This window comes from Sphingobium fluminis, from assembly GCF_037723805.1.
GTDB lineage: Bacteria > Pseudomonadota > Alphaproteobacteria > Sphingomonadales > Sphingomonadaceae > Sphingobium.
Genome location: NZ_JBBJUK010000006.1, coordinates 152508 through 168531, shown reverse-complemented (window position 1 = coordinate 168531; position 16024 = coordinate 152508). Strand labels below are relative to the sequence as shown.

The 16024-nt window shown below is 59.8% G+C and carries 18 protein-coding genes; 6 read left to right on the top strand and 12 right to left on the bottom strand.

All coding sequences use genetic code 11. The features are described 5' to 3' along the window. Positions 1 to 12: 12 nt before the first annotated feature. From WG907_RS15470 to WG907_RS15450, 5 genes are all read right to left on the bottom strand, one after another. On the bottom strand, positions 13 to 234 hold the full coding sequence (locus tag WG907_RS15470; RefSeq protein ID WP_340234323.1) for a DUF4170 domain-containing protein: 222 nt from the start codon (positions 232 to 234) through the stop codon (positions 13 to 15). 92 nt (positions 235 to 326) lie between these two features. After that, entirely contained in the window at positions 327 to 914 is a 588-nt protein-coding gene (locus WG907_RS15465; RefSeq protein ID WP_340234189.1) for a hypothetical protein, read from the bottom strand. After that, positions 907 to 1221 carry a hypothetical protein gene (locus WG907_RS15460; RefSeq protein WP_340234188.1) on the bottom strand — a complete coding sequence of 105 codons (315 nt, stop codon included), beginning with the start codon at positions 1219 to 1221 and terminating at the stop codon, positions 907 to 909. Before WG907_RS15460 ends, WG907_RS15465 begins: the two co-directional genes overlap by 8 nt. Continuing rightward, positions 1218 to 1592, bottom strand: coding sequence for a hypothetical protein (locus tag WG907_RS15455; RefSeq protein WP_340234186.1), 375 nt, complete (start codon positions 1590 to 1592; stop codon positions 1218 to 1220). The genes WG907_RS15460 and WG907_RS15455 overlap by 4 nt, the downstream gene beginning before the upstream one ends. A 53-nt stretch (positions 1593 to 1645) precedes the next feature. Beyond that, positions 1646 to 2251, bottom strand: a complete 606-nt coding sequence (locus WG907_RS15450) for a hypothetical protein (RefSeq protein WP_340234184.1) — start codon at positions 2249 to 2251, stop codon at positions 1646 to 1648. 223 nt (positions 2252 to 2474) lie between these two features. Between WG907_RS15450 and eno the strand changes: the two genes are divergently transcribed. The 4 genes from eno to WG907_RS15430 all read left to right on the top strand — a co-directional run bounded on the left by eno (position 2475) and on the right by WG907_RS15430 (position 6711). Then, a complete protein-coding gene (gene eno / locus WG907_RS15445; RefSeq protein ID WP_340234182.1) occupies positions 2475 to 3749 on the top strand; it encodes a phosphopyruvate hydratase in 1275 nt (424 codons plus the stop codon). 75 nt (positions 3750 to 3824) lie between these two features. Next, positions 3825 to 4136, top strand: a complete 312-nt coding sequence (locus tag WG907_RS15440; protein WP_340234180.1) for an FtsB family cell division protein — start codon at positions 3825 to 3827, stop codon at positions 4134 to 4136. Positions 4137 to 4228: 92 nt separating this feature from the next. After that, positions 4229 to 5302 carry a pyruvate dehydrogenase (acetyl-transferring) E1 component subunit alpha gene (gene pdhA, locus WG907_RS15435; RefSeq protein WP_340234178.1) on the top strand — a complete coding sequence of 358 codons (1074 nt, stop codon included), beginning with the start codon at positions 4229 to 4231 and terminating at the stop codon, positions 5300 to 5302. After that, a complete protein-coding gene (locus tag WG907_RS15430; RefSeq protein ID WP_340234177.1) occupies positions 5302 to 6711 on the top strand; it encodes a pyruvate dehydrogenase complex E1 component subunit beta in 1410 nt (469 codons plus the stop codon). Before pdhA ends, WG907_RS15430 begins: the two co-directional genes overlap by 1 nt. Positions 6712 to 6750: 39 nt before the next feature. Here WG907_RS15430 and WG907_RS15425 read toward each other — a convergent pair whose 3' ends face one another. Genes WG907_RS15425 through WG907_RS15415 form a run of 3 tightly spaced genes read right to left on the bottom strand, consistent with a single transcriptional unit; the run spans position 6751 to position 9814 of the window. Continuing rightward, positions 6751 to 7422 (bottom strand): TadE/TadG family type IV pilus assembly protein, encoded by a 672-nt coding sequence (locus WG907_RS15425; RefSeq protein ID WP_340234175.1) that lies wholly within the window; start codon positions 7420 to 7422, stop codon positions 6751 to 6753. Next, positions 7419 to 8024, bottom strand: a complete 606-nt coding sequence (locus WG907_RS15420; protein WP_340234174.1) for a TadE/TadG family type IV pilus assembly protein — start codon at positions 8022 to 8024, stop codon at positions 7419 to 7421. The genes WG907_RS15425 and WG907_RS15420 overlap by 4 nt, the downstream gene beginning before the upstream one ends. Continuing rightward, a complete protein-coding gene (locus tag WG907_RS15415) occupies positions 8024 to 9814 on the bottom strand; it encodes a pilus assembly protein TadG-related protein (RefSeq protein ID WP_340234173.1) in 1791 nt (596 codons plus the stop codon). Before WG907_RS15415 ends, WG907_RS15420 begins: the two co-directional genes overlap by 1 nt. A 144-nt stretch (positions 9815 to 9958) precedes the next feature. Here WG907_RS15415 and WG907_RS15410 point away from each other — a divergent pair, with 144 nt between their 5' ends. Then, positions 9959 to 10618 (top strand): hypothetical protein, encoded by a 660-nt coding sequence (locus WG907_RS15410; RefSeq protein WP_340234171.1) that lies wholly within the window; start codon positions 9959 to 9961, stop codon positions 10616 to 10618. After that, positions 10618 to 11082 (top strand): EF-hand domain-containing protein, encoded by a 465-nt coding sequence (locus tag WG907_RS15405; RefSeq protein WP_340234169.1) that lies wholly within the window; start codon positions 10618 to 10620, stop codon positions 11080 to 11082. The genes WG907_RS15410 and WG907_RS15405 overlap by 1 nt, the downstream gene beginning before the upstream one ends. 4 nt (positions 11083 to 11086) lie before the next feature. On the opposite strand, the gene trmFO is transcribed toward WG907_RS15405, so the two are convergent. The 4 genes from trmFO to WG907_RS15385 all read right to left on the bottom strand — a co-directional run bounded on the left by trmFO (position 11087) and on the right by WG907_RS15385 (position 16004). Then, positions 11087 to 12427, bottom strand: coding sequence for a methylenetetrahydrofolate--tRNA-(uracil(54)-C(5))-methyltransferase (FADH(2)-oxidizing) TrmFO (gene trmFO, locus WG907_RS15400; protein WP_340234167.1), 1341 nt, complete (start codon positions 12425 to 12427; stop codon positions 11087 to 11089). Positions 12428 to 12861: 434 nt separating this feature from the next. After that, complete coding sequence (leuA, locus tag WG907_RS15395) at positions 12862 to 14541, bottom strand: 2-isopropylmalate synthase (RefSeq protein ID WP_340234165.1); 1680 nt, start codon at positions 14539 to 14541, stop codon at positions 12862 to 12864. A gap of 228 nt (positions 14542 to 14769) precedes the next feature. Then, entirely contained in the window at positions 14770 to 15369 is a 600-nt protein-coding gene (locus WG907_RS15390) for a YceI family protein (protein ID WP_340234163.1), read from the bottom strand. Between the two features lie 11 nt (positions 15370 to 15380). Continuing rightward, the gene (locus WG907_RS15385; protein WP_340234161.1) at positions 15381 to 16004 is read right to left on the bottom strand and encodes a YceI family protein; all 624 of its coding nucleotides are present in this window, start codon (positions 16002 to 16004) and stop codon (positions 15381 to 15383) included. Between the last annotated feature and the right edge of the window lie 20 nt (positions 16005 to 16024).

The following is a 16024-nucleotide window of genomic DNA, read 5'->3' as shown; positions in this document are numbered from 1 at the left end:
CGCGCGAAGCGGTCAGCCCGCCGGCAGATCCGGTTCGAGTAACCGATGCAGATGGACGATGACATAGCGCATTTCCGCATCGTCGACTGTACGCTGCGCCGCGCTCCGCCAAGCGTCCTCGGCCGATGCGTAGTCGGGAAAGACACCAACCAGGTCGATCGCGGCCAAATCCTGGAAGTCCAAGGTTTGCGGGTCCTGGACCCTGCCGCCCATAACCAGATGCATTTTGCTCATCGTCGCCCCATCACAATCATCGATCGTTCGAACATAGCAGCCCGACACCTTGCTTCCAAGGCATCGGGCGTGACTGACGAATATGGATGAGGTTAATGTCGGGGTAGCCGCGCCTTGACCGCTTCGCCAATCGCATCAATCCTGTCAGATACGATCGACACTAGCTCATCAGCGATACGCGAGGCCTTGCCCGTCAGATCGGCGGATGTCGCAGTGTCGCGCACTGAGGCTGCCTTGCTGCCTGCGCTATCTCTCACGTGCTGCAATGTTTCGGTAGCGGTGGCCTTGATGCTTTCTGCGCTTTCTCCCGCTGCGGCGCGGGCAGCGAGCGCGGCCTCAATCACGCGCGTGCTGGCCGCGCTGGCAAAGCCGGGCAGGGACCGGATCGCAGACCGGCTCTTGGGGAAAAGCCACGCAATCAGAGCGCCGGCGGCTATGGCGCCCGCGACCGCGGCGACGGGATGCTCCTGCAATATCTCATTGGCGCGCGTGGCGGCACGCTGAGTCTTGTCGCGCGCACCGGAATAGGCCTCACTCGCATGGTCGCGTCCGGACTGGATAAACTCTCCGGCGCTCTCCCGAGCCTTTTCGGTGCCATCCTTCAACTTTTCTCCGGCGGTGCCGGCGATGTCGTTTGCTGCATCGCGCACGCGCGTGATATGACCACGGATATCAGGCATCGTCATTCTCCGAATAAATATGTTTCAACCTAACATATTGCCGGTTGAAAAAGGTCCCAAGCGGTCGTCGAAACAGATAGATAAGAAACGCGCCCACGGCTGAACCTACAGCCAGAGGCCTCTGGCGCGCTTTTTCTACGCCAATGTTGGGTATCGCGGTTACCGCCCCGATGACCTTGTCTTTCGCATCTGCCATCAGCCGGGCGGGGGCCAACCGGGCTTTGGCGTCGCCCAAGCTTGAAAGCAATATCGCCTTGCGCTGATCGGCCCGAAAGCTCGCCTGCCTGTAATTCTGATGTTCGCTCACGGCCGGATCGCTTTCGTCATACGAGAGATCCGCGCCTTGGCGAGCAACATGAGAATGAGGGATGTGACAAGCGCCGCGACAAATACCGCGAGCGTTCCCCAAAAGGCGCCCAGTCTTGGCACAAGCGCCAGGATCAACCCTACCATCGATGCAACCAGCCCGGCGAACAACAGCATGAAAGCAACGACGCCGAAGATCGCCGCGTCACGGACGCCGGCACCGACAATGCCTGCTCGCACCTTCTGCCGGTCGGCCTCCGCCGACACATAGGCACGTCCATCGGCCAATATCCGGGCGGCCAAATCGTGAACCGATTCTCCTGGGGCGTCGGCCGGACCGCAGACCGCAGGCTCGGTTAGTTGTTCAGTCAATGGAACCTCCGCCCCGGAGTTCGAGGGCTATATCTATCGGACGCAGGCTATATTTATGCGTCGCTGTCATCCGAACCCTTTGCCAGACGCATCAGAACGAAACCCACTACCGCTGCAGCGCCGATCGCTACCGCCGGACTCTTGCGCACGAAGTCGCGCGCTTCGCCCATTAATTGGTCGACATCTTTGCTGTCGAGCGTCCTGGCCGCGCTGGCCACAGACTCGGCGGCCTGACGGGCATAGTCGCCATATTGGGGGCCAAGCTTGGCGTCCACGGTGCCGGCCGTATCGGCTATCAACTTTGCGAGGCTCTGAATGGCTGAACCCGTCTTGTCTTTGGCAACACCCGCAGCCGTCAGCGCGGTCTTGCCGGCTTGATCCTTGATGGGGTCGATATGCGATTTCCAGTCGACCGCCCCAAGCGTGTCGACCGCCGACTTCGCTATTTTTTCCGCATGCGCTTTTAAGGGCGCGACCTGAGCCGCCCATCCTTGCGAGGCACCGCTGGTATCCGGGTTTTCGCGGGATGTGACGCCCGATGCGCCATCGCCGCTGATGGCCGATGTTTCAGCAGCGTTGGCGGGTGTACCCGCTCCAACCTTGGAGCCGCCTCCCTTTTTGGGGCTTTTGGCGGGTGAGGTTTCCGGGGTGTCGGCCATTGTCTAGGTCTCCTTTAAAAGCGTGTCATGGGTCGCAGGGCGTGCCCGGAGATCGATGTTCCTAATGCGCGGCCCCAGCCAACAGTTCCGTTGCCGTATCATTTTGAGCATCGGGATTTTTTCAGGCTTGGCAAGCCCCCGCATTGCCAATCCTGAGGCCTCTGGCTAAGCGGAGCGGCATCAGGCGCCCGGCCGCATACGGGCTTTAGTTCAGGGAGCGACCATGACCGCCATTCTCGATATTCACGCCCGCCAGATACTCGATAGCCGAGGCAACCCCACGGTCGAGGTCGATGTGATGCTGGAAGATGGCAGCTTTGGCCGAGCCGCGGTCCCGTCGGGCGCCTCCACCGGCGCTTATGAGGCCGTGGAAAAGCGGGATGGCGACGCGTCGAAATATCTTGGCAAAGGCGTATTATCGGCGATCGCATCGGTGAATGACGACATCGCCGGAGAGATTGTCGGTCTAGACGCCGAGGATCAGGGCGAGGTGGATGCCGCCATGATCGCGCTCGATGGAACCGATAATAAGTCGAGGCTCGGTGCCAACGCCATTCTGGGCGTGAGCCTCGCAGTGGCGAAGGCGGCGGCCGATGCGCGCGGCCTGCCGCTCTATCGGTATGTCGGCGGCGTGTCCGCCCATGTGCTGCCGGTCCCGATGATGAACATCATCAACGGCGGCGAGCATGCCGACAACCCGATCGACTTCCAGGAATTCATGATCATGCCGGTCGGCGCCGAAAGCCTGGCAGACGCGGTGCGGATCGGTTCGGAAATTTTCCATACCCTCAAAAAGGGCCTGCATGACAAAGGCCTCGCGACAGCAGTGGGCGATGAGGGCGGCTTTGCTCCCAATCTCGCGTCCACGCGTGACGCCCTCGACTTCATCATGCAGTCGGTGGAAAAGGCAGGCTATACCCCGGGCGACGATGTCGTGCTGGCGCTCGATTGCGCCGCAACGGAATTCTTCCGGAACGGCCGCTATGAAATTTCCGGCGAGGGCCTTTCGCTCAGTCCCGTCGAAATGGCCGATTATCTAGCCGCGCTCACCGCAGACTATCCGATCAAGTCGATCGAAGACGGTATGAGCGAAGATGATTTCGAAGGCTGGAAAGCGCTGACCGACAAGATCGGTCAGAAGGTGCAACTGGTCGGCGACGATCTGTTCGTAACCAACCCGGCTCGTCTGTCGATGGGCATTGGCAAGGGACTGGCTAACTCGCTGCTCGTGAAGGTCAACCAGATCGGCACGCTGACAGAGACACTGGCGGCGGTGAATATGGCGCATCGTGCTCGATATACGGCGGTCATGTCGCATCGTTCGGGCGAGACGGAGGACGCGACCATCGCGGACCTCGCCGTCGCTACCAACTGCGGTCAGATTAAGACCGGCTCGCTCGCCCGGTCCGATCGGCTCGCCAAATATAATCAGCTAATCCGCATCGAGGAAGAACTGGGCGATATCGCGGTCTATGCAGGCCGTTCGATCTTCCAATGAGACCATAAACCACGATTGGCCGCAGATTGATATTTTTCGCTTGCGGCCAACCCACTGATATGATTCATCTTTGCCATGGCGCACATCGCTAAGCTTCGATCCCTCCTGTTTTCAGCCTTTGGCCCGGCCATTGCAGTTCTGCTGCTGCTGTTTTTTGCCGGCTATGTCGTGCTGGGGTCCAGCGGGGTCCTTGCCTGGGGCGATTATTCGCGGCAGTTGCAAAATGCACGCGCGCAATTGACGCAGGTTCAGGCCCAGCGGCGAGAACTCGGCAATCGCGTCGACCTGCTCGATCCCCGGCGCGTCGATCCGGATTTGAGCGATGAGCTGATCCGCCGTCAATTGGGCGTCGTCCATCATGACGAAGTGATCATTCCCCTGAACTGAAATCCGCGGAGGGGGCCACAGGCGTTGCATTTGCGCGGGCTATCCCCCAAATCGCTGTTGTTCAAATCCTCGAACGCAAAAGGATGACAGCCTTGGCGAAACCATCAACGCCGCGCGCGACGCGTGCAAAGGCGAAGGCGCAAAGCCCGGTTGGCGCAGACCATAACCAGCCCCGCCCGGCGGCGCCGACGGACTATGCCGCATCGAAGGAAGAGCTGCTGGAATTTTATCGGCAGATGGTATTGATCCGGCGGTTCGAGGAAAAGGCAGGGCAGCTATACGGGCTCGGGTTCGTGGGTGGTTTTTGCCATCTCTATATCGGCCAGGAAGCGGTCGCTGTGGGTGTCCAGTCTGCACTTCAGCCCGGTAAGGACAGTGTAATAACCGGCTATCGCGACCATGGGCACATGTTAGCCTATGGCATCGATCCCAAAGTCATCATGGCGGAACTGACGGGTCGCGAGGCTGGGATTTCGCGTGGCAAGGGCGGTTCGATGCACATGTTCAGCGTCGAACATAAATTTTACGGGGGCCACGGCATCGTGGGTGCACAGGTGTCGCTTGGCACGGGCCTTGGCTTTGCGCATAAATATCGTGAGGATGGCGGCGTGTGTGTCGCCTATTTCGGCGATGGCGCGGCCAATCAGGGGCAGGTCTATGAAAGCTTCAACATGGCGGAGCTTTGGAAGCTGCCGATGATTTATGTCATCGAGAATAATCAATATGCCATGGGTACGAGCGTCCATCGCTCGTCTGCCGAAGACCAGTTGTACCGGCGCGGCGAAAGCTTCCGCATTCCGGGCGTTCAAGTCGACGGCATGGATGTGCTTGCGGTTCGGGGCGCCGTCGAGGAAGCGTTGAAATGGGTTAAGGATGGCAAAGGCCCGATCCTCCTCGAAATGAAGACCTATCGCTATCGCGGCCATTCCATGTCGGACCCCGCCAAATATCGATCGCGCGAGGAAGTGCAGTCGATGCGCGAAAAGTCAGACCCGATCGAGGGCGTCAAGAAGCATCTTCTGGCTGCTGGGTTGACTGAAGAAGACATTAAGAAGGTCGACCAGGATATCCGCAAGATCGTGGCCGAAGCCGCTGATTTTGCCGAAAGCTCGCCTGAGCCAGGCTTGTCCGAACTTTATACCGACGTTCTGGTGGAGCAATATTGATGGGTATCGAGATCAAGATGCCAGCGCTCTCGCCGACGATGGAAGAGGGAACGCTCACCAAATGGCTGGTCAAGGAAGGCGATGAAGTGCAGTCGGGCGACATTCTTGCCGAGATCGAGACAGACAAGGCGACGATGGAATTCGAAGCTGTCGATGAGGGCCGGATCGGCAAGATCATGGTGGTTGCAGGAACAGAGGGCGTAAAGGTCGGCACAGTCATTGCCACAATGGCGGGTGTGAGCGACGATGCTGGTCAAACCCCAACGGCCGACAAACTGGCCGTCACTAGCAAGGCCGTGAAAAGTGCGCCGGTCGACGCCGACCCGACACCCGAGGCGCCCAGGAAGGCGGAGAGCGGCACCTCCAAACTGGCGAGCGATATCAAGCCTGCCGTAGTTGACCCCAACATTCCTCACGGCACCGAATTTGTCAGGACAACGGTTCGCGAAGCCTTGCGCGACGCGATGGCCGAAGAGATGCGTAAGGATGACCGCGTCTTTGTCATGGGCGAGGAGGTCGCCGAATATCAGGGCGCGTACAAGGTGACGCAGGGCTTGCTGGAGGAATTCGGCGGCAAGCGCGTTATCGACACGCCCATCACGGAATATGGCTTTGCCGGTATCGGCGCGGGCGCGGCCATGGGTGGCCTGAAGCCGATCATCGAATTTATGACGTTTAATTTCGCCATGCAGGCGATCGACCACATCATCAACTCGGCCGCCAAGACCAACTATATGTCCGGCGGGCAGATGCGCTGCCCGATCGTCTTTCGCGGCCCCAATGGCGCGGCCAGCCGGGTGGGCGCGCAGCACAGCCAGAATTACGGCCCATGGTACGCCGCCGTGCCCGGGTTGATCGTCATCGCCCCCTATGATGCGGCCGATGCCAAGGGCTTGCTCAAGGCCGCGATCCGGTCGGACGACCCGGTCGTGTTTCTGGAAAATGAACTCGTATACGGCCGCAGCTTCGATGTGCCGAAAGTCGACGATTTTGTCTTGCCCATCGGCAAGGGGCGCATCGTGCGCGAGGGCGCGGACGTGACTTTGGTCAGCTATTCGATCGGGATCGGCGTCGCGCTAGAAGCGGCCGAAGCGCTGGCGGCTGAAGGCATAGAGGCGGAAGTCGTGGATCTGCGAACCTTACGCCCGCTCGATACGGCAACCGTGCTCGAAAGCCTGAAGAAGACCAATCGCATGGTCGTGGTGGAGGAAGGCTGGCCGGTCTGTTCCATCGCGTCGGAAATCGCCGCTGTCGTCATGGAGCATGGTTTCGACGATCTCGATGCCCCGGTACTGCGCGTCACGAATGAAGATGTGCCGATGCCCTATGCGGCAAATCTCGAAAAAGCGGCGCTGGTGGACGCGGCGCGGGTCGTCGAGGCGGCGAAAAAGGTGTGCTATAGGAACTAACTGGGCGCTGCCGATTCTAATCTTTCCAGACTAACAGATTCAGGTTGCTGAAAAGGTTGAGCAACTGGCGACTGGGGCGTTTTCCGTATTATATATGCCGCTTGTGCCGCCAGCGTAATCGCGATTGTCACGCACCGTCATTGCAGCAGTCTCTCGAATTTCTGAGAAGGGTTGGAAACGCGTTCCTATCAGCGGCTGATAATTATAGCTGATCTCAACGAACATGACGGCGCCCGACGGTGGCGGCGTGACCTTATATGGATTTGCTGCATTAGCAGGGTCGGAACTCCGCTCTGTGGCTCCAGCCGTGTAATAGTTTGTTGAGGTGAAATTTTTTGCGCCTTTGCATCGTTGCCACTTTACGATGTAGGTATTCGTGGCTGCCCCCGGCTGCAGGCTGGACAAAATTATCCGACCATTGGCGAATAATCCCAGCTTGGCAGCTTGCAAGTTAGCGCCGGTTAGAATGTCATTGATCTGCTTTTCACTGATCGTCTTGTTAGACAAGACCGTACCAGTACCGATGCGGGACGCATTGTCTGCTATCTGGAGTGCCAGCTGGCTGATGCGCATTTTCGTCGTAGTGAAGTTGGTGAGTTCCGCTGCTGCCATGGTCGTGAGCACCACGAACGGCAAACATAGAGCGAATTCGACCACGGCTATGCCCGAACAGTTGCGACTGAGTGTGAATAGCCGGCTGACCATTTTCATGGACAATTCCTAATAGTGACTGACGCCTGATCGCCATATGGCTGATTTATGAGTGCGGTCGAGGCATTGAGGGTTACATTTACGGGTAGGCCAACCATGCGCATTAACGGAAAAAGGCGAGGATAGACCACCTTGGCCACATAGACGACATTGTCCTGAGCGCCACCCTGACCGGTCCGCCCGTTGTCAGTGTCCCATGACCCGCTATTATTACTGTCTTCATATGGCTCGCCGCCGTTACAAGTGCCGTTGCCGTTGGTGTCCGTAAAGGGTTCCATTGCAGGCGTCGCAGCCTTGCTATAGTCGCGGAAATTGTTACGAGAGATCGTGACCGTGGCTGCGCGGGCCAGCTTCTGCACCTGATCTGTGACCGAAGCGTCGATAGCGGCTTGGATGCTTGACTGAGTACCCGTTTCCAAACTGGCATCTCGCGCCGCTTTTTGCATCGCACCTTGCAGCACCGACTGCATGTATAAGGTGTGCCCCATGTCGAGAACACCCATTAGCATGACGGCGAGTATAGGAGCGATTAATCCAAATTCGGTGACAGACAGCCCCCGCTGGCTGACAGATATCTGTAAGAAAAATCGGAGCGGCGGCATCAGTTTGTGAGCCTGAGTTGAGAGATTTCATCAGCAATAGCCTTGAACTGATTAATCAATTGAGCGCTGTTCGACGCGGTATAGTAACGGCCGGTACTGGCGCAGTTTTGCAAATTAGTTTGTGCGGTCGTGCTCACCCCGCTGCCGAAAGAAATGACCCATAGAGTTATGTTCTTATTCTTAATGGCTTTGCACATAGCAAGAAAGCGCATATTAACTTGGTCGGTCAATTGAGTGTTGGTCGGGCTGGCCGAGGCTGCTGTCGTGCGACGATCCCACCATGGAACACCATAGGCCGTATAATTATCATTATCGGTTACAGTGTCGCCATCCGTCATGAAGATCAGATGGCGCTCGATCGTTCCTCCATTAGGCGTAAAGGCGTTTTCGCTTGCGAAAATGCCTGTAGGAGACAACAATCGGGCACCCCATATCAGGCCGATGTCATGATATGTGTTGCCTGTAGGCACCAGCGAATTTACATACGTCTCGAATGGTGAAGCCGTAGGGTAAGTTTGCAGTTTTTTCGCTGGCGCAGGGCAATAATAATCATTGTTGTGATCAAGGTCGTTTGACGTCGTGACGCTCGAATAATTGTTCTGTCCGCCATTATTGACGCGGCCCCACACCGCACCGGGCAGCATTGGACCCCATTGTGTCGTCGGATCGGACACATTTGGCACCATATCAATGTTGAGGTCATAGGCATTAGCCGGAATAGGGTCGTAGCTGCTTGCGCGTACCGTCTGGCGTTCCTCGACGCAGCCATCCCAGTCGACCGAGATATTGGCGCCACCGCTGCCGACCGGCAGCGACACTGAGTCATTCCAGCTACTTCCACCGGCTTTTAGCCCGCTGATATCCCAACTGCGCGCATCATAGGTATATTGTGTTGAGCCTCCACTCACCGTCCGATAGTCGCCTGCGCTGCAGTAAGCGAAGCCGAAAATATTACCATTGGTGCGGTTGCGGTACTGTGTAGTCGCCGTGTCGGCGGGGCAACTTCCCCAGCTTGCTGCGATGGACTGCCAATTGCCCCAGGCACCAGCTGATCCCGTGAAATACCGACTTTGGTAGGTCCAATTGTTGGCAATCCAGTCATTGTTCAGTAGCTTGCCAACATTGACGTTGACGCTATAGGGTACAAAACCGAAGCGCAGTTGAACTGTGCTGCCGTTCGTCCCTGAGGGCGTGCTACCGCAATCGGCGCTCGTATCCACTTTCATCAAGGCTTCGTAAAAACATTTAACAGCCTTCTTCAGGCCGTTGATTTTCGTATCCGTGTCACCGACATTGGTTTCGCCCATGGATCCGGTATTATCGAGAACGAACATGACATCGGTGTTAGGCAGGCGCATTTCGGCATCGCATGTAACGTTGATGGTTTTGGAGGTCTGCCCGAAAACCTTCATGATCGTCATCGGCACGGGGACGGAAGCTGTACCTGTGACCTTCCCGTTGCTCTCGCTATAGCTGCGCGTCCGGCTCCCCGTTCCATAAGCGCCGTCCGTGAAGTTAGCGTCGAACAATTGAAGTGCAACGATGTTCGCCTTGCTGCTATTGGCAGTCCAGGCTCCCGATCCCATCTGCTTTCTACCCGCCAACGCGCCTGCGTCACAAGCCTGTTGCATACGTGCTTTGGTCAGGTAAATTCGGCTCATGTCGATTCCTCCGCCGACGAGGCCTAAGAGGGGAATGATCGCCGCAGCGACGATGGCGAGCGTATTGCCCGCCTGGTTGCTGCGCAGCCGGGTCAGAAAACCCTTCCACGGCCCTGAACTTTTGCCCATACCCCGCATTGTCCTGCTTCGTCTGTGCCGGCACGAACCGGTATCCAATGATCGCTTTTAGATTGGCAGTCGTTGCAATGAGTATGACGGGCGTGGTTAACAGCCTGATAATGTCAGCGGGCGGCAGGGGAGCGCCTATATTCCATGACCGAAATGATTGATCCCTTGCCGGCGTTGCCACGATTGATCCTCGTATATGCTTCGCCGGCCCATCGAAGGGCGGACAGCCTGATCTGGTCGCTCGATACGCGGCTGGCCGGCATCATTCGGTCGACGCGCGATCCCCTGATCGGGCAGATGCGAATCGTCTGGTGGGAAGAAGCGCTCGGCGAGGCGAGTGGGGCCACCGGGAGAGGCGATCCGCTGCTTGATGCGCTCCGCATTGAGGGGGTGGCGGGATTGCCGGCCTTGCAATCATTGTTGGGCGGCTGGGAGGCGCTGCTCAACGACGAATGGGATGATGCCGGGCTGAAGGACTATGCGGACGGACGCGGTGGGGGTCTGTTCGCGGCGCTTGGGCGTGCGTCGCAAGCGCCCTCATGGCTTGCCGCGGCGGGCCGATTATGGGCATATTGGGACCTGTCGGGACATGTCCGGGACAATCGCTTGCAGCAACGGGCGATCGTGCTGGCCCGCAGGGAACTGGCAGCGCTCGAAGGGGTGAAGTGGCCGCGACAGTGGAAAGCTTTGCGCCTGCTGACCGGCCTGGCAAGCCATGACGTGCGGCGGGGAAGGGCGGCGCCGCTGGGCTTGACGCCCGGTCTTTATATGCGGGTGCTGTGGTTGTCGGCGAAGGGGGGATGATGAGGCGGTTTCTGGCAGGATCGATGGCGGCATTGCTGTTGGTGGCAGGCGGACTGTTCTGGTGGCAGGGGCAAGCGAGTACCGAGGCAGCGTCGCTGGCGGTCAGCGCTCCCGCTCCGCCGCCGCAGGTCGAGGCGCTGCCCGAGGGCGATGCCGATGCGGTCGGGGAAGCACCGCCGATGCCGGGCGAGGCCAGCCCGCAGAGCCGGGAACAGAAGCGCTTCGCCCGTTACGACCGCAATCGTGACGGCGTCATCACGCGGGTGGAGATGCTGGGCAGCCGGACCAAGGCGTTCAAGGCGCTGGATATCGACAAGGATAATCTCCTGTCTTTCGAGGAGTGGGCGGTCGCGACGTCTGACCGTTTCGGTGCGGCCGATGGCGACAAGGATGGCAAGCTGACGCCTGCCGAATTTGCCGCCACCGCGCCCAGGCGGAGCGCCAGGCCCAAGTGCAAATGCTGAGCCGTCAGGCGGGCAGCAGCTCGCCGAGCCATTCGCCGAGCGAGGCGCGGGCGCGGGCGGTATAGGCTTCCTTTCGTTGCTTTTTCTTGACGTCTTCGAGTGCCGGAAACAGCCCGAAATTGACGTTCATCGGCTGATAATCGGCGGTTGCGACATTGCCCGTGACGTGGCCGAGCAGCGCGCCCAGCGCGGTATCGACGGGTGGCGGGACGAACGGGGTCCCTAGCAGTTCGGCGGCGGCGAAGCGCCCGGCGAGCAGGCCGATCGCGGCGCTTTCGACATAGCCCTCGCAACCCGTCATCTGTCCGGCGAAGCGGATATGCGGTGCGGTCTTCAGACGGAGGGTGGCGTCGAGCAGCTTGGGACTCTGAATGAAGGTGTTGCGGTGAAGGCCGCCTAGCCGCGCGAACTCGGCATTTTGAAGGCCGGGAATAGTGCGGAACAACTCGACCTGCGCGCCATGTTTGAGCTTGGTCTGAAAGCCGACCATGTTCCACAGCGTGCCGCTCGCATTATCCTGCCGCAACTGGACCACGGCATAGGGCCAGCGCCCGGTCTTTGGATTGTCGAGGCCCATCGGCTTCATCGGGCCGTGGCGAAGCGTCTCGGGTCCGCGCGATGCCATGACTTCGATCGGCATGCAGCCTTCGAAATAGGGGGTGTTCGTTTCCCATTCCTTGAACTGCGTCTTTTCGCCGTCGATGAGGCCCTGAACGAAGGTTTGATACTGGTCCTTGTCCATCGGGCAATTGATATAATCTTTACCCTCGCCGCCGCCGGGACCGATCTTGTCCCAGCGATTGGCCATCCAGCACTGGTCCATGTCGATACTGTCGAAATGGACGACCGGGGCGATGGCGTCGAAGAAGGCGAGGTGATCCATGCCCGCCGCCGCGCCGATGCTGGTCGCGAGAGCAGGTGCGGTCAGGGGACCGGTGGCGACGATGGTCATGCCCTCGGTGGGGAGCGCATCGATCCGTTCGCGGACGATCTCAACCAACGGATGGTCGGACAAGGCGCGGGTCACACCGCTTGAAAAGACATGACGGTCGACGGCCAGCGCCGACCCTGCGGGCACTTTGGCCGGTTCCGCCTGCGCCATGATGAGGGAGTCGAGCCGGCGCATTTCCTGATGAAGCAAGCCGACCGCATTCTTGTCGGCATCGTCCGAGCGGAAGCTGTTCGAGCAGACCAGTTCGGCGAGCCCCTCGGTCTGGTGCGCAGGCGACATGTCGCCAGTCCCACGCATTTCCGACAGGCGAACGCGAATGCCCGCCCGCGCAAGTTGCCATGCCGCTTCGGAACCGGCGAGCCCGCCGCCGATGATATGAACCTGATGAGTCAATGATCCGCCTTAACTTCGCATATTTCCCGCACAATTCGACCATTTATGTCTCAGGCTTGAAATATTGTTGTTCTGAGAGGTCATCATAGCGCAGGCAAAGGCGATAGGACAGGCGGTCCAGTCAGACCGTAAAAAGGGTGGTTTCGCCATGATAGGCGGTCTCGTCCAAAATGCCTTCGCGCCTGCCGACCATGGTCGCGACGCGCTAGCAACAGATTGCATCGGTTGCGATCTGACAGGCAATTCCCCCGGTGAAAGCCGGGGCCATGATGACGACGGGGGTGCTTTGGGACTCCTGGACCCCGGCCTGCGCCGGGGAACAAGTGCCATCATCAACGAAGCCTCATCAGATACCGATATTCCCGACGATCGCAGGCAGCTTTGATACGGGTCTTCACGCTAACCCCCCATTCAAGGCGAGCGCAGCCGGGGGATCAAGCCGCGCGCACCGCCGCGATCGCATTGGCGGCGGAGAGGACCGCCTTGACCGATGCCGTGGCGACGTCGCTGTCGAGGCCCGCGCCGAAGACCGTACGTCCGTCCGGCGTGCGGCATTCGACATAGGCCGCGGCGTTGACGTCGGTTCCGGCCCCAACGGCATGTTCGCTATAGTCGGCGATGTCGAGCTCCACGCCCAGTTCGTCGCGCAGCGCCGCCAGTACCGAGGAGAGCAGGCCGTTGCCGCGCCCGGAGATGCTCCGCTCGCCGCCCTGATAGGCGATCTTGCCTACGAATATGCGGTCTCCCGCGACGCCGCTCTCATGATAGTCGATGAGGGCATAGGGCTGTTCGCCCGACCAGCGATAATGATCCTGGAACGCCGTCCAGATATCGGCCGCATTGAGTTCGCGGCTGGTTTCGTCGGCGACGCCCTGAACCACGCGGCTGAAATCGGCCTGCATGCGCTTGGGCAGCTTGAGACCCTTATCCTGTTGCAGCACCCAGGCGACGCCGCCCTTGCCCGACTGTGAATTGACGCGGATCACCGCTTCATAGTCGCGGCCCAGATCCTTGGGGTCGATCGGCAGATAGGGCACGTCCCAGAGCAGGTCGTTGCGCGCGTCCTGCGCGGCGAAACCCTTCTTGATCGCATCCTGATGGCTGCCGGAAAAAGCGGTGAACACCAGTTCGCCGGCATAGGGGTGGCGCGGATGGACCGGCAACTGGTTGCAATATTCGACCGTCTGGATGACCTCGTCGATGTCGGAGAAGTCGAGCGCCGGGTTGATCCCCTGCGTATACATGTTGAGCGCCACCGTCACGATGTCGCAATTGCCGGTGCGTTCGCCATTGCCGAACAGACAACCTTCGATGCGGTCGGCGCCTGCCATCAGGCCCAGTTCGGCCGCCGCGACGCCGGTGCCGCGATCATTATGCGGATGGAGCGAGATGACGACGCTGTCGCGGCGCGAAATGTGGCGGCACATCCATTCGATCTGGTCGGCGTAGATGTTCGGCGTCGCCGCCTCGACCGTCGCGGGCAGATTGAGGATCAGCGGCTTTTGCGGCGTAGGTTGCAGGATATCCATCACCGCCTCGCAGCATTCGAGGCTGAAATCCAGCTCGGCCGTGGAAAAGGTTTCGGGGCTATATTCGAAAAACCAGTCGGTGTTCGGCTGCGCGGCGGCGTTGTCGCGCAGCAGCTTGGCGGCGGTGATCGCGATCTCCTTGATCTGCGGCCGCTCCATGCCGAACACGATGCGCCGCCATGCAGGCGATACCGCGTTATAGACGTGGACGATCGCCTGTTTCGCGCCGCGCAGGGATTCGAAGGTCGTGGCGATCAGGTCCTCGCGCGCCTGGGTCAGTACCTGAACCAGCACATCGTCGGGAATGCGATCGTCGCGCACCAGCCCGCTGATGAAATCGAACTCGGTCGCGCCGGCGGCGGGGAAGCCGACCTCGATCTCCTTGACGCCGACCTTGAGCAGCAGGTCGAAGAAGCGGGTCTTTTTCTCCGCATTCATCGGGTCGATCAGCGACTGGTTGCCGTCGCGCAGATCGGTCGAGAGCCAGCGGGGCGGGGCGGTGATGGTCCGGGTCGGCCACGTGCGATCGGGCAGGTCGACCTGAGGGAAGGGTCGGTATTTCTGGGAAGGATCGTTTAGCATCATCGGATAAGCTACTTTTCGGCATGCAAGTCCGCGCTGCGCGCGTCCTGCGTCAACATCTGCTTGGCGAAGAGCCCTTAGGCGTTACGTCGTTGCCCATAAGCGAAGGACAACGGAAAAACCACGCCTAAGGGCGTGTAAGTCGAAGCAGGGGAAGGAGCGCGCGCTGCATGATGCCCGGTTCATAGCCTCAACCGTGATAATCGGTAAAGCCGTTTATTCGCGGATCGATCAGGACCGATGAAATAGTGCGTCGATGGTCAGATCGACCCTGTCGGACACGAAGGGACGGCCAAAGCCCATTCCAAACTGGCTGCGATCGACGGTCAGGGTGCCCGCGAAGTGCAGCATCGATGGCCCTCGCGCCTCATCAGGGGTTACGCCGATCAGGCGGATGGAGACCGTGACCGGATGGGTTTGCCCGTGCATGGTCAATTGTCCGGCAATGGGCGTGGCCGCATGCGCGCTTGCGAGCGGGGCGTCCGTCGCTTCGAACCGGACGGTCGGGAAATGCGTCATGTCGAAAAAGCTGTCGCCCTTCAGCATTGCGTCTGTGGATGCATCGCCTGTGGTCAGCCTGTCGACGGGAAAGCGGATGTCGACGATAGCGCGGTCGGGATGGCTTTCCTCGATCGCTACCGATCCTCCGGGCGCGACGAAATCGCCCTCATAGCTACTGACCAGCGCTTTCACGTGAAAATGCGCCTTCGTCGCGGTGGCATCGACCTGATAGCGGCCGGGTGTGTAGAGGGACGCCTCCTGCGAGACCGCCGCCGCCGGCACAAGCGCCATCATGCCCGAAAGCAGGGTGAGCTGAGCGAGGCGGCGCACGGTCCGCTCTATTATTTATTGAAGGCTGCGACGATTTTCAGCTCGATCGCATCGCCGACCACTGGCACGCCATAGCCCATGCCGAAATCGCTGCGCTTGATCGATCCGGTGGCGACGAAGCCGACATTTTCCTTGCCGCCCATCTGGGGTGGCCCCTTGCCCGCGCCGTAGAACTCCGCGTCTAGCGTGACCGGCTTGGTGATGCCCTTGATGGTGAGGTTGCCGGCGATTTCGGCGCTCGTGCCCTCCACCTTCACTGCGGTCGACACGAAGGTCGCAGTCGGGAATTTGGCCGCGTCGAAAAATTCGGGCTTGGCGAGATGCTGGTCGAGCGCCGGGATGCCCGTGGTCAGGTTCGCCACGGGCACGGTGACGGAGACCTTGTCGGCGGAGGGGTTTTTGAGGTCGATCGTCAGGGTGCCACTGGGGCGGGCGATGATGCCGATATTGTTGGAAAAGCCCATATGGTCATAGGCGAAGAGGATCTGGGTGTGGCCCGGCTCGATCGTATAATTGCCGCCCGTGACCTTGGCGGGGTCTTTCGATCCGGGAGCGGAGGTCGGCATCTGCGCGATGGCGAGGGTGCCGCCGGCAAGGGCGAAAAGGGCGGTGGCGGGGATCAGGAATTTGCGCATGGGCATTTCTCCAGAACGGT